The following is a 20,598-nucleotide window of genomic DNA, read 5'->3' on the forward strand; positions in this document are numbered from 1 at the left end:
TCGTGACGGGCCCTCGGGTCCAAGCGCTGGGGAGGACCGGCCCTCAGAACCACGGGAAGAAGGGCTTAGTGGTCGTTCCCCCCTTTGCCGGGGGGTGTGGTGACGGGGTCGCCCCCTTTGGCCGGATCGGCGGGCCGGGTGAACAGCTGCACCTGGGTGTTCGGGTCCAGCTGGGTGCCGGCGCCCGGGTTGCTCTGGACCACGACCGCGTTCAGGTCCTGCGGGCCGCTGATCACGGTGTAGCCCAGGCCGGCCTTGGAGAGCGCGGCGATGGCGTCCGACAGCTTGGCGTTCTGCAGCGGCGGGACGGTCGACTTGTCCGGCGCCTTGTAGATCGTCAGGGAGATCTTCGTGTTGGCCGGGGCCTTGGTGTTCGGGGCGAGCGACTGGGAGGCGACGGTGTTGACCTTGGTCGGGTCGTTGGTCGGCGTGCTCTTCGACGTGTCGACCTGGAACCCGAGGCCCTGCAGCTGGTTCTGGGCGTCGTCCTTCTGCGCGCCGACCACGTTCGGGACGGTCTGCTTGGACTTGCCCTGGGAGACCGTCAGCTTGACCGGGGCGCTCGGGTCGGCGGTGGAGCCGGCCGGCGGGTCCTGGGCGATGACGGTGTCCTGCGGGGCGGTGTCGTCGTCCTTGTAGTCGGGGGTGGCGACGTTGGTGAAGCCGGCCGAGGACAGCGCCTGCATCGCCTGGTCCTTGGTCTTGCCGGTCAGGGTCGGCACCTGCTGCTTGGCCGGACCGGAGGACAGCTGCACGGTGATGCGGGCGTCCTCGGCGACCTGGGTGCCGGCCGTCGGGGTCTGGGTGCAGACCTGGTCCTTCTTGACGTTGTTGTCCGGGCAGGCGATCTTGTCGCCCTCGGTGACCGTGAGCTTGGCACCGGCCGCGGTCGCCGCCGTCCTGGCGTCCGCCAGGCTCTTGCCGACCAGGTTGGGCGCCGCCACCTTCGCGGTGTCGGTGCCGTCCTTGCCGCTGAACATCGCCTGGGCCACGAAGAAGGTGCCGACCAGGACCAGCACGGCGGCGACCGCCAGCACGATCCAGGAGGTGTTGCTCTTCTTCGGGCGGTCGTCGCCGCGCCGGCCGCCGCCCTGGCCGTAGCCGTCGTCGTAGCCGTCGCGGCCGCCGCCCTGGGCGCCGGCGTAGGTCTGGCCGTAGCCGTCGTCCTGGTAGCCGTCGTGGCCCTGGCCGCCGGCCTGCGGCAGCAGGGTGGTCGGGCCGCCGCCGGGCTGCTGCGGCAGCACGTTGGTCTGGCCGTACGGGTCGTGCTGCTGCGGGTAGCCGTTCTGGTCGTAGCCGTACCCGGCCGCGCCCATGCCGTAGGCGGCGGCCTGCTGGGCGGCGGCGACCGGGAGGCCGTCGAGGAAGCGCTCGATGTCGTCGCGCATCTCGTCGGCGCTCTGGTAGCGGTAGTCGCGCTCCTTGGCGAGCGCCTTCAGCACGATCGCGTCGATCTCGGGGCGCACCTCGGGGTCGAAGACCGACGGCGGCTGCGGCTCCTCCCGGACGTGCTGGTAGGCCACCGCGACCGGGGAGTCCCCGACGAAGGGCGGCCGGACGGTCAGCAGCTCGTAGAGCAGGCAGCCGGTGGAGTAGAGGTCGGAGCGGGCGTCGACCTGCTCGCCCTTGGCCTGCTCGGGGGAGAGATACTGGGCGGTGCCGATCACGGCCGAGGTCTGGGTCATGGTCATTCCGGCGTCACCCATCGCACGGGCGATGCCGAAGTCCATCACCTTGACGTTGCCCTGCCGGGTCAGCATCACGTTGGCGGGCTTGATGTCGCGGTGCACGATGCCGGCCCGGTGCGAGTACTCCAGGGCCTGGAGGATGCCGATGGTCATCTCCAGGGCCCGCTCGGGCAGCAGCCGGCGGCCGGAGTGCAGCAGCTCGCGCAGCGTGGAGCCCTCGACGTACTCCATCACGATGTACGGGATGGAGATCCCGTCGATGTAGTCCTCGCCCGTGTCGTACACGGCGACGATCGCGGGGTGGTTGAGGGACGCCGCGGACTGTGCCTCGCGGCGGAAGCGGGCCTGGAACGACGGATCCCGGGCCATGTCGGCCCGGAGCGTCTTCACTGCGACGGAACGGCCGAGCCGGGTGTCATGGCCGAGGTACACCTCGGCCATGCCGCCGCGTCCGAGGACGCCGCCGAGCTCGTACCTGCCGCCGAGGCGACGAGGCTCTTCCATAGTTCCGACCCTCTCCCTCACCCGCCGGTGAGGTTGTGACGTAGGTGTCCCCGCACGCTCTGGGTGACGCCGCGCGCGCCGCGACCGGTTCTCCGGCCGGGCCGTGCGCCGCCCCGCGGGCGGCAACGGGCACACCCGCTGCTGGCGGATACGCTACCGGTCGCACCGCACCGGACCGGAGTCAGCCGTCGGCCGATATCAGACCGGTATCCGGACGGGGGTGCCGATCGTGACCTTCACCTCACCCTCGGACCAGGGGGCGTGCCCCTACTTGCCGAGCGCGGCCTGCATCACCGCCTTGGCGATCGGGGCGGCCAGCCGGCCGCCGCTGATCCCGTCGCGGTTCTCCGAGCCGTCCTCGACCACGACCGCGACCGCGACCGACTGGCCGTCCGGGGTCTTGGCCCAGGAGGTGAACCAGGCGTACGGCAGTCCGGAGTTGTTCTCGCCGTGCTGCGCGGTGCCGGTCTTGCCGCCGACCTGCACGCCCGGGATCTGGGCGTTCTTGCCGGTGCCGTCCTGGACCACCGAGACCATCAGGTCCTGCATCTTCTGCGCGGTGGCCGGGCTCATCGCCTGGGAGAACTGCTTCTCGGTGTGCTTGGAGATGGTGGTCAGCGAGGCCGAGCGCTCCTGGTCGACCATGTACGGCTGCATCAGGCTGCCGTTGTTGGCGATCGCGGCGGAGACCATGGCGACCTGCAGCGGGGTGGCGCGGGTGTCGTGCTGGCCGATCGAGTCCTGGGCGGTGCCGTCCAGGCCGGCGCTGTTCGGGAAGACGCTCTTCTCGGCCCGGACCGGGGTGTCGATGGTGCTGTTGAAGCCGAACTTCTCGGCCTGCGCGCGCATCTTGTCCTTGCCCAGGTCCGCACCGATCTTGGCGAAGACCGTGTTGCAGGACTGGTCCAGCCCGGACTTCACGGTGGCGTTCTCGCAGCGCTCGTTCGGGCTCTCGTTCTTCAGCGGGGTCTGGGTGCCGGGCAGGATGTACGGCTCGGGCGTCGAGGTGGTGTCGTCGATGCTCTGGAACATGCCGTTCTCGAACGCGGCGGTCGCGGTGACCAGCTTGAACGTGGAGCCGGGCGGATAGGTGTACTTCAGCGCCCGGTTGTCCATCGGCTTGTTCGGGTCGGCGTTGAGGGCCTTCCAGGCGTCGCCGTTGTCGTTGCCCGCGATGGTGCCCGGGTCGTAGGACGGGGTGGAGACCAGGGCCAGGATCGCGCCGGTCTTCGGGTCGAGGGCGACGACCGCGCCCTTCTTGTCGCCCATGGCGTCGAAGGCGGCCTTCTGGACCTTGGCGTTGATGGTCGTGACGACGTCGCCGCCGCGCTGCTGCTCGCCGGTCAGCATGTCCAGGGTGTTGCGGAAGAACAGCCGGTCGTCGGTGCCGGAGAGGACGCCGTCCTCCAGGTTCTCCAGCCCGTTGGAGCCGTAGGCCTGCGAGGAGTAGCCGGTGACCGGGGCGTACATCGGACCGTTGACCCAGGAGCGCTTGTACTTGTAGCGCAGCCCGTTCACGAAGTCGGAACTCGTCACCGGCTGGCCGCTGACGATGATGTTGCCGCGCGGGTGGGCGTAGCGGTCGTACAGCTGGCGCTTGTTGTTCTTGTCGGAGGCCCAGGCGTCGGCCTGGACGCCCTGCACCCAGTTGGTGCGCACCATCAGGGCCAGGATCAGCACGAGGCAGAAGATCGAGACCCGTCGGATCGGCTTGTTCATCGGGCGGGTCCTCCCTGGCCCTCGGTGGCCGGGGCCGGTTCGACCCCGGGACGGCGGGCGCTGTCGCTGATCTTCAGCAGGATCGCGACCAGCGCCCAGTTGGCGACCACGGACGAACCGCCCTGCGCGAGGAACGGCATGGTCATACCGGTCAGTGGGATCAGCCCGGTGACCCCGCCGGCCACGACGAACACCTGCAGCGCCATCGCCGAGGCGAGCCCGACGGCGAACAGCTTGCCGAAGGGGTCGCGGGCGGCGAGGGCGGTGCGCAGGCCGCGCTGCACCAGCAGGGCGTACAGCAGGAAGATCGCCATCAGGCCGGTGAGCCCGAGCTCCTCGCCGAAGGAGCCCAGGATGAAGTCGCTCTTGGCGGCGAAGTTGATCAGCCAGGAGCGGCCCTGGCCGAGGCCGGAGCCGGTCACCCCGCCGGAGCCGAGCGCCATCAGCGACTGGCCGATCTGCTCGGTGGAGCCCTTGGGCGGGTTCGCGGAGAAGGCGGCCATCGGGTCGAGCCAGGCGTCGATCCGGACCTTGACGTGGCTGGTGGTGGTGGCCACCGCGACCGCGCCGCCGACCGACATCAGCAGGCCGAACAGGATCCAGCTGGTCCGCTCGGTGGCGACGTAGAGCATCACCACGAACAGGCCGAAGAACAGGAAGGACGTGCCGAGGTCGTTCTCGAAGATCAGGATCAGCAGGCTGAGCAGCCAGATCACGATGATCGGGCCGAGGTCGCGGCCGCGCGGCAGGTACAGGCCCATGAAGCGGCGGCTGGCCAGCGCCAGGGCGTCCCGCTTGACCATCAGGTAGCCGGCGAAGAACACGGTCAGGATGATCTTGGCGAACTCGCCGGGCTGGATGGAGAAGCTGCCCATCCGGATCCAGATCTTCGCGCCGAAGTCCTCCGCCCGGGCCGGGAAGAAGGCCGGGGCGGCCAGCAGCACCAGCGCCACCACCATCGAGATGTAGGTGTAGCGCTGGAGCACCCGGTGGTCCTTCAGGAAGACCATGACGCCGATGAACAGCGTGACCCCGAGGGCCGACCACATCAGCTGGTTGCGGGCCGCCGGGAAGTTCCCGCTGAGCAGGTGGCCGGCCTTGTCCAGCCGCCAGATCATCACCACGCCCAGCCCGTTCAGCAGGGTGGCGATCGGCAGCATCAGCGGGTCGGCGTACGGCGCGAAGCGGCGCACCAGCAGGTGCGCGACCAGCGCCAGCGCGCCCATGCCGAGGCCGTAGCCGAGCATGCCGGCCGGCAACCGGGAGTCCATCGCCAGGCCCACGTTGGCGTAGGCCAGGATCGGCAGCAGGACCGCGAAGACCAGCAGGGCCAGCTCGGTGTTGCGCCGGTTCGGGGTGCCCTGGGGCGAGATGGTGGTGTTGCCCCGGCGTCGCGGCACGACGCGCCCGGCCGCCGCCCGGCGTCGGCCGCCGACGGCGCGGTCGCTGTCACCGCTCAGGTTGTAGCTGCTCACGTGGTGACCGCTCCCTGCCGGCCGGCGGCCCCGCTCCGGGCGGACCTGTGTCGGATCGCGGACGTCACGGCTTCGGGCAGGCCTCGGCCCGGGTGCGTTCGTCCTCGCTCAGCTGGGGCTGTTGCGGCTGCTGGGCCTGGTCGCTCGGCGCGCCGGCCGCCGGAGGGGTGGCGCTCTGCGTCGGAGCGGGCGTGGCCGGGGTGCCGGCGCTCGGCGAGGTGCTGGGCGCGGCCGCGGGCGGGGTGCGCTTCTCCCGCTCGCCCGGGGTGACCGGCGTGGCGGCCACGAAGCCGGTCCTGGTGGCCTGGGTCGGCTGGGCGGCCTGGGTGCCCTGCGGGGCCGCGCCGGCGGCCCGCTGGCACAGGTTGGCCCAGCCCACGAGGTCGCCGACCGTCTTCTCGGCCTCCTGCAGGCTGCCGACCGAGATGGTCCGGCTCACCTGGGTGCGCTGGTCCTGCGGCAGCCACTTCAGCGGCGCGTCGGTGTGCGACTCGTGCACCGACGACAGGCTGAGCCCGGCCAGGTTCTGGTTGAGGCCCTGGTAGATGGCGACGTGGTCGCCGTCCTCGCCGATGTAGTACTGGTCCTGGGTCCACCGGTAGCCGAAGTACCCGGCGCCGCCGAGCAGGCCGAGCGTGACCAGGACGACCAGCGGGACGGTCAGGCCCCGGCGCTTGCGCCTGGAGGGCCGCTCCTCGTCGAACTCCTCGGTGCCGTACACCGACGGCTCGCCGGGGTAGCCGTAGCCGCCCTCGCCCTCGCCCTCGTAGCCCTCGGGGGGGCCGAAGCCGCCCTGGGCGGCGTCGTAGCCGCCCTCGTAGCCCTCGGCCGGGCCGAAGGCGCCCTGCGGGCCGCGGCCCAGGCCGGCGGCGCGGCCGGCCGGGGTGTCGGCGATCGAGTGGTCGGTGGCGGCCGAGGACGGCGGGGTGTCGGCGACCGCGCCGACCACCACCGGGACGTCGTTGAACTGGCCGCTCATGGTGTCCGTGGCGCCGACGTCGATGACGTCCGCCACGATGCAGGTGATGTTGTCCGGACCGCCGCCGCGCAGGGCGAGCTGGATCAGCTCCTGCACGGTCTGCTCGGGCGAGTAGTAGCTGCCGAGGGTGTCCTGGAGGGTCTGGTGGCTGACCGGGCCGGAGAGGCCGTCGGAGCAGATCAGGTAGCGGTCGCCGGCCCGGACCTCGCGGATCGACAGGTCGGGCTCGACCTGGCCGCGGCCGTCCAGGGCCCGCATCAGCAGTGAGCGCTGGGGGTGGGTCTCGGCCTCCTCGGGCGTGATCCGGCCCTCGTCGACCAGGCGCTGCACCCAGGTGTGGTCCTGGGTGATCTGCACCAGCGAGCCGTCGCGCAGCAGGTAGGCGCGGGAGTCGCCGACGTGCACCAGGCCCATCCGCTGGCCGGTCCACAGCATGGCGGTCAGGGTGCAGCCCATGCCCTCCAGCTGCGGGTCCTCCTCGACCATCTGCCGGAGCCGGTCGTTGGCGCCCTGGACGGCGTCGCCCAGCAGGGTCAGCAGGTCGGCGCCCGGCACGTCCTCGTCCAGGCGGACGATCGAGCCGAGCACCTCGGAGGACGCGACCTCGCCGGCCGCGGCGCCGCCCATGCCGTCGGCCACGGCCAGCAGCCGCGGCCCGGCGTAGCCGGAGTCCTCGTTCCCCTCCCGGATCAGTCCCTTGTGGGAGCCGGCGGCGAAGCGCAGCACCAGGGTCATGCGACCTGTGCCCCCCTCTGGGTCATGGACGGGATGCTGTCCCTCATGCGCTACTACTTCCGCAGTTCGATGACGGTCCTGCCGATACGGATCGGCATGCCCGGCTGGAGCGGGGTGGGCGCGGTCAGGCGCTGCCGGTCCAGATAGGTGCCGTTGGTGGAGCCTAGATCCTCGACCGTCCACTGCCCAGTCTGATCCGGATAGATCCTGGCATGCCGGGAGGATGCGTAGTCGTCGTCCAGCACGATGGTGGAGTCGTGCGCGCGGCCCAGGGTGATGGTCTGGCCCTGGAGCGCGACCGTGGTCCCGGCCAGCGAGCCCTGGACCACGACGAGCTGCGTCGGGGCGCCGCGACGGCGGCCGCCGCCGCCCTGGGTCTGGCCCGCGCCGTTGCCGGCGGGGGCGGCGGGTGCCGCTGGACGTCCGGGTGCCGCGGTGGTGGCCGCGCCGCCGCCGGACGCGCTGGCGGCGCCGCGGCGGGAGGTACGGGGGTTCACCTTGGTACCGAACAGGTCGCTGCGGATCACCTGGATCGCGACGATGACGAACAGCCACAGCACGGCCAGGAAGCCCAGCCGCATGACCGTGAGGGTCAGTTCTGACATGACCGTCCCGCCAGTCGGTGAGCGAGGCGCGCGAACAACTCGGACACTACCCTTCGACCTGCCGGTAGACGATGGTGGTGGAGCCCACGACGATTCGGGAGCCGTCGCGGAGCGTAGCGCGCTGGGTGTGCTGCCCGTCCACCACGATGCCGTTGGTGGAGCCCAGGTCGAGGACCATCGAAGGTGTGCCGGGGCGGATCTCGGCGTGCTTGCGGGACACCCCGGGGTCGTCGATGCGCACGTCCGCCTCCGTCGAGCGGCCGAGCACGCAGGCCGCGCCGGTGATCTGGTGGCGGGCGCCGTTCACCTCGATCCAGCGGCGGACCGAGGCGCCGTGGCCGGCACCGGGGAAGTTGCGGACGTTGCCGCCGGCCGGCGGGCCCGGGGGCATCGCCGGGGGCGCGGGCGGCGGCGGGGGCGCGTTGTACTGCCCGGCGCCGCCCTGCTGCCACGGTGCGCCGGGGGCCGGTGCGGCCGGCTGGCGGTCGTAGCCGGGCTGCTGCGGCTGCGGGGCCTGCGGCGGGGCGTACTGCTGGGGCTCCTCGGAGGCCAGCGTGCGGCTGCGCACCCGGTACAGGCCGGTGTCCAGGTCGTCGGCCTTCTCCAGGTTCACCTGGAGCGGGCCCATGAAGCTGTACCGCTGGGCCTCGGCGTACTCGCGGACCATGCCGGCCAGCTCGGCGCCGAGCTGCCCGGAGTACGGGCTGAGCCGCTCGTGGTCGTGCGGGCTGAGCTCCACGATGAAGTCGTTCGGCACGACGGTGCGGTCGCGGTTCCAGATGCTCGCGTTGTTGTCGCACTCGCGCTGCAGAGCGCCGGCGATCTCCACGGGTTGGACCTCGGACTTGAACACCTTGGCGAAGGTGCCGTTGACGAGACCCTCCAGCCGCTGCTCGAACTTCTTCAGCATCCCCATGGGGCACCCCCTTCCAGGGTTCGTTCGCCTGCCTGCCGTCCGGGACTCCTCGGGGAGCGGTTCTCCGGGGAGTCGGTCGTGCCTACTTGCGGTACTTCCGTACTGATCGTATCCACGCCGGGCCCTTCCGTACGGTTCCCGGCCCGCGTGGTGCCGGGGGGTGGGCTCGGACACACAGGGTGACGCATTTCGGGTGCGGCACGCCAGGTGTGTCCATCGGAACCGCCCACGCCGTTCGCTCACCCGTCCGTCGTGCACCCGTTCGCGAGGCGGTTGGTCTCCCCGGGGAACGGATTCGGAGCTGCCCCCCAGGTCGTGCTAATGTTTTCCACGTCGGAAGGGCCGCCCGGAAGGGAAGCCGGACCGAGGAAGCGCGAAGGGCCACATGGTACCGGCGGTTCCGAGGATCGGACGGCAGAGAAGACAACACCCATGCGCGGGTGGCGGAATAGGCAGACGCGCTGGATTCAGGTTCCAGTGCCCGAAAGGGCGTGGGGGTTCAACTCCCCCCTCGCGCACAGCGAAGCCCCGCAGATCTTCGGATCTGCGGGGCTTTTTTGTTGCCCGTTCGCCCCCGTTCGCCCCCGGTCGCGCCCGGGCGCCGGGAGCGACGGCTCAGGAGCGGGTGGCGGGGAGCTCGGCGCGGACCTCGAAGCCGCCGTCCTGGGTGGGGCCGGCGGTGAGGGTGCCACCGAGCAGCTGGGCCCGTTCGCGCAGGCCCACCAGGCCGTGGCCGCCGCCCGGCAGGGTCTCGGCCGGGTGGACCGGCGGCGCCTCGTTGCGGACCTCGACCCGCAGTCGGCGGCCCTTCGCCCGGACCTTCACGTGCACCACGGCCTCCGGCGCGTACTTGGTGATGTTGGTCAGCGCCTCCTGGACGGTGCGGTACGCGGCCCGCTCGACCGCCTCCGGCCACGGGCGGTCGCCCGGGTTCAGCTCGGTGTCGGCGGCCAGGCCGCTCTGCTCGATCAGTCGCGGCAGGTCCGCCAGCCGGGGCTGGGGGGCGAGCGGGGCATCCGGGAAGGGGCCGTTGGCGGTGCCGCGCAGCACCCCGACCATCTGGCGCAGCTCGTCCAGGGTCCGTACGGACAGCTCGCGGATGGTGCGGGCGACGCCCGCGGCGGCCGGGTCGGCGGTGCTCACCTGGAGTGCGCCGGCCTGGATGCTGATCAGGCTGACCTGGTGCGAGACCACGTCGTGCATCTCCCGGGCCAGCCGGCCGCGCTCGCTGATCAGCACCCGCTCGGCGAGCAGCCGGCTCTCCCGCTCCTGGCCGCGGGTCAACTCGTCCAGGCGGGCGGCCAGCTCCCGCCGGGTGCGGGAGAGCAGGCCGGTGGCGGCCGGGCCGGCGGCCAGCATGACGGCCTGGATGGCGTCCAGGGCGGTGTTCCGGCTGAGGTCGACGACCGGGTTCGGCAGCGGCCAGTGGAAGAAGGAGACCAGGGTGAAGAGGGAGGCGCACGGGAACAGCACCCTGGCGCCGGGGCGCTCGGTGGCCACCGTGTAGACGGCGGTGATCGGGGCCAGCCAGATCGCCTCCACCCAGGTGCCGGGCATGGTGAGCAGCAGCACCGTCGCCGGGAAGCGGCGGCGCCAGAACAGCGAGACGGCCGCCAGCGTGGAGAGCGCCAGCTGCCACCAGGTGGCGTCCCTGGCCACCAGCGCGGTGTCCAGCAGGGAGTACAGGACGGGCACCAGCAACGTCAGCCAGGGGGCGGTGCACCAGGCCGGCAGCCGTCGGGACGGCAGCTGGCCGGCGGTCGTCATGCCCCGTCGCCGGGCTTGGGCCGCACCAGGCCGGCCCGGTGGGCGAGTACGGCGGCCTGCACCCGGTTGGCGGCGCCGAGCTTGCCGAGGATCGCGCTGATGTGGTCCTTGACCGTCCCGGTGCCGAGGAAGAGCCGGTCGGCGATCTCGGCGTTGGACAGGCCCTCGCCGAGCAGCGCGAGCACGTCGAGCTCCCGGCCGGTCAGGGTGCGGGCCAGCGCGGTGGCCTCGGCGTCCGGGCCGCCGCCGTCCACGTAGCCGCCGATCACGGTGCGGGTGACGGTCGGGGAGAGGATGTTGCCGCCCGCGGCGAGCACCCGGACCGCGTGCACCAGCTGCTCGGGGGCGGTGTCCTTGAGCAGGAAGCCGGCCGCGCCGCCCCGCAGCGCGGTGCCGATGTACTCGTCGGTGTCGAAGGTGGTGAGCATCGCCACGGCGGGCGGGTCGGGCAGGGCGCGCAGGCGGCGCAGCACCGAGATGCCGTCGAGGTCGGGCATCCGGATGTCGAGCAGCACCACGTGCGGGCGCAGCCGCCGGGCGTGCTCCTCGGCCTGCCCGCCGGAGCAGTCGCCGACCACCTCCAGGTCGGGGGCGGAGCCGACGATCAGGCCGAGGCCCGAGCGGACCAGGATCTCGTCGTCCACGATCAGCACGCGGGTGGTGGTGATGGTGCCTCCTCGGTTCGGGCGGCCGGGTTCGGTCGGTCCGCGGGGGTCGCTGTTGAGAGTAGGGGTAGGCCGGGCGGGTCGCCGAACGCATGGGGGGTACGGACCCCCGCCGTTCGGCGGGGGTGGGAATCCGCTACCCGGTTCACGTAATTCTCAGGAATGGTGCGGAACCATGGAGTTGGCTGCCCTTTCCGACCTGCCGCTCGACGCGGGCGGTCGGTGGGCGGGGGTGGTCGGTCAGTCCGTCGGGCCCGTGCGGGCGCCCGGCGCCGGGCCGTTGCGGATGCGCCCCACCATCTGATCGTTTGGAATTGAGCTGTGTCGTCCACTGTGAAGTCGGAGCCGTCCGCCACGTCCGTCGGGCCAGGACCCGTCGGCGTGCTCGACCGCTGGCGCCCGAGGGCCGCCGTCGCCTCCGTCTGGTACCTGCGCCTGATCGCGCTGCTGAACGTGGCGACGGTGCTGCTGGTGCCCTTCCGCAACCAGGTCAGCGAGCACAACGAGGGTGAGTACTTCACCCCGTACCTGATGACCTCGGGCCTGGCCAGCGCGGTGCTGTCGGTGTTCCTCGCCATCGCGATGCGGCGGCGGAAGCGGGCCGCGTGGATCTTCAACGCGGCGCTCGGCGGGCTCTTCGCGCTGCTCTACCTGGCGCTCATGGCACTTCCGGACGGGCATTTCCGCGCGCATCCGCTCAACTACTTCTCCACGGTCCTGACCTGCCTGTTCGTGCTGGTGCTGCTGGTCGGGCGCAAGGAGTTCACGTCCAAGGGGGACAGCTCCAACCCGAAGACCGCGGCGGCCACCTTCGTCGGCGGGCTGCTGTTCGGCGGCCTGGCCGGTTCTCTGGTGGTCTGGGCGACCAACGAGCTGTCCGGCGCGGGCTTCTGGGACCTCTTCTGGTACTCGGTCGGCCGGATGATCACCATCACGCCGTCCGAGCACCTGCGCTCGGTGATCGCCGCCCCGACCTGGGTGAACGCCGCGATCAACGCGATGGGCGCGGTGCTCTTCCTGCTGGTGCTGTACGTGGCCTTCCGCAGCCCGCGCGGCAAGGAGCTGCTCAACCCCGAGGACGAGGCGAAGCTGCGCGGCCTGCTGGACAAGCAGGGCGAGCGGGACTCGCTGGGCTACTTCGCGCTGCGCCGGGACAAGGCGGTGATCTTCTCCCCCAGCGGCAAGGCGGCGGTGACCTACCGGGTGATCGGCGGGGTGTCGCTGGCCTCGGGCGACCCGATCGGCGACCCGGAGGCCTGGCCGGGCGCGATCGAGGCCTGGCTGTCCGAGGCCCGCGAGCACGCCTGGGCGCCGGCCGTGATGGGCGCCTCCGAGGAGGCCGGGGTGATCTACGCCCGGCACGGGCTGGACGCGCTGGAACTGGGCGACGAGGCGATCGTCGAGCTGGACGAGTTCTCGCTGGACGGCCGCGCGATGCGGGTGGTCCGGCAGGCCTACAACCGGGTCAAGCGGGCCGGTTACACCGTGCGGATCCGCCGCCACGAGGACATCTCCGAGGCGGAGATGGCCGAGCTGGTGGCCAAGGCCGACGAGTGGCGCGACGGGGCGACCGAGCGCGGCTTCTCGATGGCGCTGGGCCGGCTCGGGGACCCGGGCGACGGCCGCTGCGTGATGCTGGAGTGCAGCGACGGCGAGGGCGAGCTCAAGGCGCTGCTGAGCTTCGTCCCGTGGGGCCCGGACGGGCTCTCGCTGGACCTGATGCGCCGGGCCCGGGACACCGAGAACGGCCTGATGGAGTTCATGGTGATCGAGCTGCTGCAGCGTGCCGAGGAGGTGGGGCTGAAGCGGGTCTCGCTGAACTTCGCGATGTTCCGGTCGGTCTTCGAGCGCGGTTCGCGGCTCGGCGCCGGCCCGGTGCTGCGGCTGTGGCGTTCCGTCCTCGGGTTCTTCTCGCGCTGGTGGCAGATCGAATCGCTGTACCGCGCGAACGCCAAGTACCGGCCGATCTGGGAGCCGCGCTACCTGCTGTTCGAGAAGAGCAGCGAGATTCCGCGGATCGGCATCGCCAGTGCCCGCGCCGAGGGTTTCATCGTCGCGCCGAGCCTGCCCGCCCTGTTCCGCCGCCGGCACACCGGAACCGCCGTGGTGGCGCCCCGGGTTCCGGTGGCGGCGCGGGACGGGAAGGGGTAGCCCTCCGTCGGGGGGCGGAGGGGGCCGAGGGCCGGGGGTGTACCTAGGGCCAGTGTCACTGGGGCACCTAGGGCCATCGGTCGTAAGGGGGGTCCGGAGGGGGGATTCGTCTCCCTCCTGAGGATGACCTCGATCCCCATCCATGCCGATGTGGATTTGTTAACGGGCTTCTAATGTTGGAGTAGCTGACAAGTCCGGGGATTCGGGAGAAACGGTTGTGATTCACAGGACCCACGCGGGGGGCGTGCGAAAGGGGTCTCTGGCGCTAGCCGGAAAGGCCGCTGTCGCCGAGTGGGGAACGTTGTACCTGACGGTCCGGGGCGCGGTGGCGCGGAAGAGGTTCGCCGCGTTTCCGCTGGCCACGGCGGCGACGTTTCTGATCCTGCTGTTCAGCGTCGTCCAGCACCTGCCGGGCGGCGAACGCTTCGTCAACCACATCGGGGTGGTGCGGGCCTCGTTGCCGCTCGACCTTTCGCTGCTGCGGACCCCGCTGTCGCTGTACGTGCCGGCCCTGGACCTGCCGGTCTGGGGGGCGCTGGCCCAGGTCTTCGTGGTCTTCGCGATCGCCGAGGTCGTGCTCGGCCGGCGGATGACCCTGGTGGTCGCCTACACGTGCACCCTGGCGGGCACGTTGTTCGCCCGGGTCGGGGTGGCGATCGGTCCGGGCCACCTGTTCGGCTTCCCGAAGTGGGTCGCCTACGTGCGGGACACCGGGCCGTCGGCCGCGGTGGTGGCACTGGCGATCTGCATCGCCTTCCGCACCCGGGCCTGGTTCACCGCCACGCTGGTGGTGGTGCTGATGGTCGGTGAGGCCGTCGTGCTGCCGAACCTGGCGGGCCTGGAGCACGTGGTCGCGGTGATCACCGCGCTGCTGATCGCCGTCTCGGTCGAGGTCTTCGGGGACTTCTGGCCGCGGGTGCTGGCCGGGGTCGGCGCCGCCACCTCGGTGGCCACCGCCGCCTCCCGGGAGGTCGCCAAGGAGGCGGCCCGGCGCCGTGCGGCGGGGGCCGTGATCCCCTGAGGGACGCTCCATCTGGCGTGTCGGCCGCGTACGGGGCGTTGCCCGTACGCGGCCGTCATGCGTGCGGGAGGGGCAGCTCGAACCAGACGACCTTGCCCACCGCCTTGCGGGCGGTGCCCCAGCGTTCGGCGAGCTTGGTGACCAGGGTGAGGCCACGGCCGGTCTCGCCGAGCTGCTCGGCCGGCTCCAGCGAGGGCAGGTTGTGGTTGTCGTCGCTGACCTCGACCAGCAGCTTGTCCACCCGGATCAGCTGGAGCTGCACCCGGTCCCGGGCGACCCGTACGGCGTTCGTGACCAGCTCGCTGACCAGCAGCTCGGTGGTGTCGCTGAGCGCCTCCAGGTGCCAGGCCGTCAGCTGCTCGCGGACCAGTGAGCGGGCCCGGCGGACCTCGCGCTGGTCCACGGTGAGGTTCCAGGTGGCCACCTCGGAGGGGGCGACCCCGTCGAAGCGGGCCACCAGCAGGGCGACGTCGTCCTTGCGGTCGTCCGAGTGCAGCCGGCGCAGCACCTCGTCGCAGGCCTGCTCGGGGCTCTGCTGCGGGTCGATCAGGTTGCCGCACAGCGCCGCCAGGCCGGCTCCTATGTCCCCGCCCCGGACCTCGACCAGTCCGTCGGTGCACAGCACCAGCATCGAGCCGTCCGAGACGTCGATGGTCTTGGCGACGAACGGCACCCCGCCGACGCCGATCGGCGCGCCGGCCGGGATCTCCAGCAGCTCGCCGGTGCCGTCCGGGTGCACCAGGACGGGCGGGACGTGGCCGGCGCTGGCCAGCTCGCAGGTCCGGTTGATCGGGTCGTAGACCGCGTACAGGCAGGTGGCCAGGTGGTCGTCGCCGAGCTTCTGGGCCAGGTTGTCCAGGTGGCGCAGCAGCTGGCCGGGCGGCAGGTCGAGGGCGGCGAGGGTCTGCATCGCGGTACGGAAACGGCCCATCGCCGCCGCCGAGTGGATGCCGTGGCCCATCACGTCGCCGACCACCAGGGCGACCCGGCTGCCGGGCAGCTGGATCGCGTCGAACCAGTCGCCGCCGACCTCGGCCTTGGGATCGCCGGGCAGGTAGCGGTGGGCGATCTGCACGCCGGGGATCTGCGGCGGTCGGGTCGGGATCATCGAGCGCTGCAGGGTGGTGGCGACGCGTGCCTCGGCGCGGTGCAGCCGGGCGTTGTCCAGCGACAGCGCGGCCCGGACGGCCAGCTCCTTGAGGGTGGCGGCGTCGCTCTCGTCGAAGGGGGCGCGGTCCGGCAGCCGGAGCAGCTTGAGGATGCCCAGCACGGTGCCCCGGGCGGACAGCGGCACCACCAGCATCGAGCGGCCGGAGACCACCGGGGCCAGCCGGGCGCCGCCGAGGGCGATCGCGTAGTCGACGGCGACGTCCGCGCTGATCACCGGGACCAGCACCGGCTGGTTCAGCTGCAGGGCCATTCCGGGCGGGGTCCGCCGCGGCATGCTGACCAGCGAGCCCTCGGCGAGCACGTGATCCCAGGCGCCGCCGGTCTGGTTGAAGACCAGGGCGACCCGGCGCAGCATCGTGTCGTCGTCGGGGCGGGCGACCGGCAGTTCGGAGTCCGAGATCAGGCCGTCCACGAGGTCCACGCAGGCGAAGTCGGCGACCCGGGGGACCAGCACCTGGCACAGCTCGTGGGCGGTGAAACCGAGGTCCAGGGTGGTGCCGACCTTGCCGCCGACCTCGTTCAGCAGGGCCAGCTGCTCGCCGGCCTGCCCGTTGGTGAGGAACGGGCTCAGCCGGCCGCTCGGCGGCCCCTCGGCACCGGCGGGGGCGGGGACGGCGCCGGGCGGGGCCTGGTCGGCGCGGCGCGGCGGGACGCCGGGGGCGGACGACTCGACGGCGGCCTGCTGCTCGATGGTGGCTCCTCCTCCGTGGGGGGACGGGACGGACGGGGTGCCGGCCGGACCGCCGAGGACGGCGGCGGGGCGGACGGCGGGGGTGGTCTGCGCGGCCTCGTGGTGTTCCCGGTGCTCGCGTTGTTCCCGCTGCTCCCGTGGGACGGATTCGCGTGGGGAGGGCAGCGGGCCGCCGGGACGGCGGCCGGGCGCGGACTGGTCGGGCTGCTGCGGCGGACCGAGCCGGGCGGCGCGCTGCTGGGGCGTCGGGTAGCGGCGGCCCAGGCCGGCGGCCGCGTGGGCGGTGCCGGTCTGCGGGTCCGAGGGCAGCACCGGCAGCACGGTGGCCGCGTCCAGCCGCAGCGCGGGCAGCCCGCCGAGCGCCGCCACCTCCCGCAGCGGGGCCCGGTGGGCGGCGGGCAGCAGCCGGGCCAGCGGCTCGGGCAACTCGGCTGCGGGCGGCGTGAGCGCGGCGGTCAGTCCGTGGAAGCCGCCCCGGGCGGCCGGTGCGGCGGCGAACGGCAGCTGGCGCTCGCCGAGCGCCAGCCGCGGCCCGCCGGTGCGCAGCGGGCGGGCGTCGGCGGCGAGGGCGAGCAGTCCGCCGGACGGGCCGGGCAGCGGGTAGGCCCACCAGAGCACATCGCGCTGGTGCTCCTCGCGGTCGATCACGGTCAGCCGGCCGGCCCAGGGGCGGCCGGCGGCGGTCAGCTCGGCCAGGGTGTCGAGGGCGTCACAGCGTCGGCGCACGGCGCAGCGCCCGAGCACCCGCGACTCCAGGGCGGGCAGCAGGCCCGAGGCGGGGCGGTCGGTGGCTGCCTCGGCGCGGTGACCGAACAGCTCCTCGGCGGCCCGGCTCCACTGGGCGATCCGGCCGGTCCGGTCGACCAGCACGAGGGCGAGCCGGACCAGGGCGGCCACTCCGGTCGGGTGGTCGCCCGGCGCGGTCCTGGCACCCGCCGGAAGCGGTGTGGAGTTGGACTCGGCCACCATGGATTCGGTCTGCTCCCGCCTGGCCGCCGCGCCTGGAGGCGGCCCTCTCTCCGGAGGAAGGCACGCTGTGCGGATACCAGCGAAGCACGGACCGGGCCGGGCTCGACACCGAAACGGGGAGATTCATCAGGATCGGTTGCGTGTCGCGCGCCGCGCGCCGGTTCGTACCCCCGCTTCACCCGGACGGGGCCTTGGAACGCGACGGTAGGGTGGCAGGCCGGGCCGCCCTCGCGGCGGCTCCGCAGGACCCAGTCGGCCGGACGAGACAGAGGCGAGACCGTGAGCGCGCAGAGCCCCGTCCGCTGGACGGACCCGGAGCAGCAGGAGCTGGAGGAGCGGGTCGCCGCGGCCGAGCTCGCCTGGCTCAGCATGGACGTGGACGTGCAGACGCTGCGGGTCGAGATCGACAACTTCGCGCTGATCCACCACCAGCTGCTGGGCCCGCTCTACGCCCGGCTGGACGAGCTGGAGGCGCTGGTCGCCGAGGCCGTCGCGGCCCGGACCGGGGACCCCGAGGACCTGCGCCGGGCCGCCGAGGCGCGGCAGCGGGTCGAGGAGCTGCCCGACCTGGACGCGCTGTTCGACTCGGTGCGGGAGAAGTCCGGCGAGGGCGCGGAGGAGGCCCCGCCGCCACCCGCCGCGCCGGCCCGGGTGCGCCCCGGCAAGGAGGCCCAGCGGATCTACCGCGAGCTGGTCCGCCGCGCCCACCCGGACCTGACCACCGACGGGGCCGAGCAGCGGCGCCGGGCGGAGTTCCTGGTGCGGGTCAACGAGGCCTACGCGTACGGGGACACCGCCGCGCTGGAGAGCCTGGCCGCCGAGTGGTCCACCGCGCCGGAGGCCGCGCCCGCCGTCGACTCCCCCGACCGGCTGGGCTGGCTGCGCCGCCGGCTGGACTGGCTGACCACCAAGATCACCGAGACCGCCACCGAGCAGGTCCGGCTGGAGCAGACCCCGATGGGGCAGCTGCTCGCCCTCGCCCCGCAGGACCCGGACCGGCTGCTGGAGCAGCTCGCCGAGGAACTGCTCGCCAAGGCCGCCGCCCAGCAGGCCGAGCTGGAGCGGCTGCTCGGGGCCCCGGACCGCCCGGTGGGCCACAATGGCACCGACCCGAACCGACCCCAGGAGAGCCCCACGATGTTCGCGCAGATCCCCACCACCGACGCCGCCTCCGTGCCGGCCGACGCCGCCCTGCTGGACGTGCGCGAGCAGGACGAGTGGGACGCCGGCCACGTGGACGGCGCGCTGCACATCCCGATCGGCGAGGTGATCGCCCGGATCGGCGAGCTGCCGGACGAGAAGCTGTACGTGATCTGCCGGGTCGGCGGCCGCTCCGCGCAGGTCGTCCAGTACCTGGTGCAGCAGGGCCGGGACGCGGTGAACGTGGACGGCGGGATGTACGCCTGGGAGGGCGCGGGCCGTCCGATGGTCAGCAGCAGCGGACAGACCGCCTTCGTGCTCTGACGCCGGCGTCCGGCCGGCGCCCGCGGTCGGTGACGCCTCGCCGCGCCCGCCGCGCGCCGGTTAGGGCAGGATGGGCGCGCGACGCGCCGGTGCGGGCCGGCGGCGCGCCGATCGGGCGGGGAGGCCATGACGGTAACCACGGACCGGGCCGCCCCCGGACGCGTGTGGTCCGGGCCCGCGCAGCTCGTCCTCGGCCTGGCCGCCGCGGTGCTGGTCAGCGGCACCGGGCTGTTCCTCGCCGCGGTGTTCCTGCACGTGGCGCCCGACAACGTGCTCTCCCGGCAGTACCGGGACGAGGTCGACGGCGTGGTGTACCCGGAGTTCGAGCAGAACTGGAAGCTGTTCGCGCCCAACCCGCTGCAGCAGAACGTCAGCCTGGACGCCCGGGTGCGCACCGTCGCGGACGGCGGCGCCACCCGGACCGGGGACTGGACCGGGCTGACCGCGCAGGACATCGCCGCGATCCGGGGCAACCCGGCGCCCAGCCACGTGGACCAGAACCTGCTGCGCCGGGCCTGGGACTTCTACGACGGCTCGCACGACCCGCAGGACGAGAAGCCGACCAACTCGCGCGGCAAGCTCGCCGAGCAGTACCTCAAGCGGATCGCGCTGCAGCGGATCGGCCGGGAGGTGGGCGGCGAGCGCGTCCTGGAGATCGAGTTCCGGGTGACCACCGCCACCGTGCCGCCGCCGTCCTGGAGCGGCGAGACCGCGCCGCCGGCGCCCAAGGTGCGCGAGCTGCCGTGGTGGCCGGTCGGGGACGAGGACTACCGGGGGTTGGGGTGAACGAGGCGTCGGCGGTGGAACCGGCCGAGCTCGGGGAGTTCCCGCGGCAGCCGTCCGGTCCGGCCGGGCCGCCCGCTCCGGTGCCGCCGCCCGCTCCGGCGCCGCGGCCCGCTCCGGTGCCGCGGCGCGGACCGGTGGCGGCCTTCGGACGCGCGATGGAGGCGTTCACCGGACGGGCGCTCGGACGGCACCAGGCCGCGGCGGTGCGGATCGGCTTCGGGCTGGTCTGGCTCGCCTACCTGCTGCGCGAGTGGCCCAACCGGCGGGTGCTGTACGGCGACCGCTCGCCCTGGTCGATGGAACTGGCCCAGCGGCTGCTGGCCGACGACGGGGCGTTCACCGTGCTGCCCTGGTTCGGCGGGCGGCTCTGGTTCGAGCTGGTCTACCACCTTGCCGTGCTGGCGGCCCTGGCCGTGGTGCTGGGCTGGCGGACCAGGGCGAGCACGGTGCTGTTCCTGATCACCGTGCTGTCGCTGCAGAACCGCGACGTGCTGCTCGGTGACGGCGGGGACAACGTCGTCCACCTGATGGCGGTCTACCTGGTCTTCACCCGCTGCGCCGAGGTGTGGTCGCTGGACGCTCCCCCAGCCTCCGGCCGGGAGGTGCCCCCAGGCCGTGCCGGGCCGGGGCGGAGCGGGGTGGTGCTCTGGGTGCTGCTCGGCGCGGCGCTGGCGGCCTGTCAGGCCGGTGACTTCTCCGGCGACAGCCTGACCTGGACCGCCCCGGCCTTCCCGTACCTCGGCTGGGCGCCGCTGTTCTGGGGGCTCTGGGCGGTGGCCGGGCTCTGGTGGCTGCTCGGACGGCTGCGGCCGGCCGGCGAGCCGCGGGCGGTGCTCGACGCGCTGGCCAACATGGTGCACAACTGCGCGATGCTGGTGATCGCCGTCGAGGTGGTGCTGATCTACGCCACGGCCGGCTGGTACAAGGTGCAGGGCTCGCGCTGGCAGGACGGGACCGCGCTGTACTACCCGCTGCACCTGGACTACTTCACCCCCTGGCCGGGGCTGTCCGGGCTGGTCGGCTCGGCGCTGTTCCCGGTCTTCCTGGTCTCGTACGCCACGGTGGCCCTGCAGGTCGCCTTCCCGTTCACCCTGATGAACCGGCGGGTCAAGAACGTACTGCTGGCGGTGATGATGGCCGAGCACCTGGGGATCGCCGTGGTGCTCGGGTTGCCGGTCTTCTCGCTCGCGATGGTCGCGGCGGACGCCGTGTTCCTGCCGACCGGCGCGCTGCTCTGGGCGGCGGAGCGGCTCGGGCGGCTACGGCGGCGGGCGGTGCGCGCGCCCTAGGATG

Annotated in this window: 15 protein-coding genes and 1 tRNA gene; 7 read left to right on the forward strand and 9 right to left on the reverse strand. The window is 72.9% G+C overall.

Annotation, left to right across the window (positions count from 1 at the left end; translation table 11 throughout):
* Positions 1 to 65 precede the first annotated feature (65 nt).
* The 6 genes from pknB to ACZ6Z8_RS19570 form a co-directional block, all read right to left on the reverse strand.
* Complete coding sequence (gene pknB / locus ACZ6Z8_RS19545; RefSeq protein ID WP_465611291.1) at positions 66 to 2,192, reverse strand: Stk1 family PASTA domain-containing Ser/Thr kinase; 2,127 nt, start codon at positions 2,190 to 2,192, stop codon at positions 66 to 68.
* Between the two features lie 267 nt (positions 2,193 to 2,459).
* A complete protein-coding gene (locus tag ACZ6Z8_RS19550; RefSeq protein ID WP_465611292.1) occupies positions 2,460 to 3,911 on the reverse strand; it encodes a peptidoglycan D,D-transpeptidase FtsI family protein in 1,452 nt (483 codons plus the stop codon).
* Positions 3,908 to 5,311, reverse strand: a complete 1,404-nt coding sequence (locus tag ACZ6Z8_RS19555; RefSeq protein WP_402817534.1) for an FtsW/RodA/SpoVE family cell cycle protein — start codon at positions 5,309 to 5,311, stop codon at positions 3,908 to 3,910. The genes ACZ6Z8_RS19550 and ACZ6Z8_RS19555 overlap by 4 nt, the downstream gene beginning before the upstream one ends.
* A gap of 139 nt (positions 5,312 to 5,450) precedes the next feature.
* Positions 5,451 to 7,100, reverse strand: coding sequence for a PP2C family protein-serine/threonine phosphatase (locus ACZ6Z8_RS19560; RefSeq protein WP_465611293.1), 1,650 nt, complete (start codon positions 7,098 to 7,100; stop codon positions 5,451 to 5,453).
* Positions 7,101 to 7,153: 53 nt separating this feature from the next.
* Positions 7,154 to 7,705 (reverse strand): FHA domain-containing protein FhaB/FipA, encoded by a 552-nt coding sequence (locus ACZ6Z8_RS19565; RefSeq protein WP_465611294.1) that lies wholly within the window; start codon positions 7,703 to 7,705, stop codon positions 7,154 to 7,156.
* A 46-nt stretch (positions 7,706 to 7,751) separates the two neighbouring features.
* Positions 7,752 to 8,621, reverse strand: a complete 870-nt coding sequence (locus tag ACZ6Z8_RS19570) for an FhaA domain-containing protein (protein WP_465611295.1) — start codon at positions 8,619 to 8,621, stop codon at positions 7,752 to 7,754.
* A 434-nt stretch (positions 8,622 to 9,055) separates the two neighbouring features.
* On the opposite strand from ACZ6Z8_RS19570, the gene ACZ6Z8_RS19575 reads away from it, so the two are divergent.
* Positions 9,056 to 9,139, forward strand: a tRNA-Leu gene (locus ACZ6Z8_RS19575).
* Positions 9,140 to 9,236: 97 nt separating this feature from the next.
* On the opposite strand, the gene ACZ6Z8_RS19580 is transcribed toward ACZ6Z8_RS19575, so the two are convergent.
* Both ACZ6Z8_RS19580 and ACZ6Z8_RS19585 read right to left on the reverse strand, forming a co-directional pair.
* Positions 9,237 to 10,388, reverse strand: a complete 1,152-nt coding sequence (locus tag ACZ6Z8_RS19580) for a sensor histidine kinase (protein ID WP_465611296.1) — start codon at positions 10,386 to 10,388, stop codon at positions 9,237 to 9,239.
* On the reverse strand, positions 10,385 to 11,038 hold the full coding sequence (locus ACZ6Z8_RS19585; RefSeq protein WP_465611441.1) for a response regulator: 654 nt from the start codon (positions 11,036 to 11,038) through the stop codon (positions 10,385 to 10,387). Before ACZ6Z8_RS19585 ends, ACZ6Z8_RS19580 begins: the two co-directional genes overlap by 4 nt.
* Before the next feature lie 190 nt (positions 11,039 to 11,228).
* On the opposite strand from ACZ6Z8_RS19585, the gene ACZ6Z8_RS19590 reads away from it, so the two are divergent.
* The 3 genes from ACZ6Z8_RS19590 (at position 11,229) to ACZ6Z8_RS19600 (ending at position 14,225) form a co-directional block, all read left to right on the forward strand.
* Positions 11,229 to 11,357 carry a hypothetical protein gene (locus ACZ6Z8_RS19590; RefSeq protein ID WP_465611297.1) on the forward strand — a complete coding sequence of 43 codons (129 nt, stop codon included), beginning with the start codon at positions 11,229 to 11,231 and terminating at the stop codon, positions 11,355 to 11,357.
* 77 nt (positions 11,358 to 11,434) lie between these two features.
* The gene (locus ACZ6Z8_RS19595; protein WP_465611298.1) at positions 11,435 to 13,204 is read left to right on the forward strand and encodes a phosphatidylglycerol lysyltransferase domain-containing protein; all 1,770 of its coding nucleotides are present in this window, start codon (positions 11,435 to 11,437) and stop codon (positions 13,202 to 13,204) included.
* 325 nt (positions 13,205 to 13,529) lie between these two features.
* The gene (locus tag ACZ6Z8_RS19600) at positions 13,530 to 14,225 is read left to right on the forward strand and encodes a hypothetical protein (protein ID WP_465611299.1); all 696 of its coding nucleotides are present in this window, start codon (positions 13,530 to 13,532) and stop codon (positions 14,223 to 14,225) included.
* Positions 14,226 to 14,280: 55 nt separating this feature from the next.
* On the opposite strand, the gene ACZ6Z8_RS19605 is transcribed toward ACZ6Z8_RS19600, so the two are convergent.
* Positions 14,281 to 17,055 carry an ATP-binding SpoIIE family protein phosphatase gene (locus ACZ6Z8_RS19605; protein WP_465611300.1) on the reverse strand — a complete coding sequence of 925 codons (2,775 nt, stop codon included), beginning with the start codon at positions 17,053 to 17,055 and terminating at the stop codon, positions 14,281 to 14,283.
* Positions 17,056 to 17,334: 279 nt separating this feature from the next.
* Between ACZ6Z8_RS19605 and ACZ6Z8_RS19610 the strand changes: the two genes are divergently transcribed.
* The 3 genes from ACZ6Z8_RS19610 (at position 17,335) to ACZ6Z8_RS19620 (ending at position 20,594) form a co-directional block, all read left to right on the forward strand.
* Positions 17,335 to 18,519: a rhodanese-like domain-containing protein gene (locus tag ACZ6Z8_RS19610; protein ID WP_465611301.1), complete on the forward strand. Its 1,185-nt coding sequence runs from the start codon at positions 17,335 to 17,337 to the stop codon at positions 18,517 to 18,519.
* A gap of 126 nt (positions 18,520 to 18,645) precedes the next feature.
* Positions 18,646 to 19,305: a DUF5819 family protein gene (locus tag ACZ6Z8_RS19615; RefSeq protein ID WP_465611302.1), complete on the forward strand. Its 660-nt coding sequence runs from the start codon at positions 18,646 to 18,648 to the stop codon at positions 19,303 to 19,305.
* A complete protein-coding gene (locus tag ACZ6Z8_RS19620) occupies positions 19,302 to 20,594 on the forward strand; it encodes an HTTM domain-containing protein (RefSeq protein ID WP_465611303.1) in 1,293 nt (430 codons plus the stop codon). Before ACZ6Z8_RS19615 ends, ACZ6Z8_RS19620 begins: the two co-directional genes overlap by 4 nt.
* The last annotated feature ends 4 nt before the right edge of the window (positions 20,595 to 20,598 follow it).

It is taken from the genome of Kitasatospora sp. NPDC101108, from assembly GCF_055584725.1.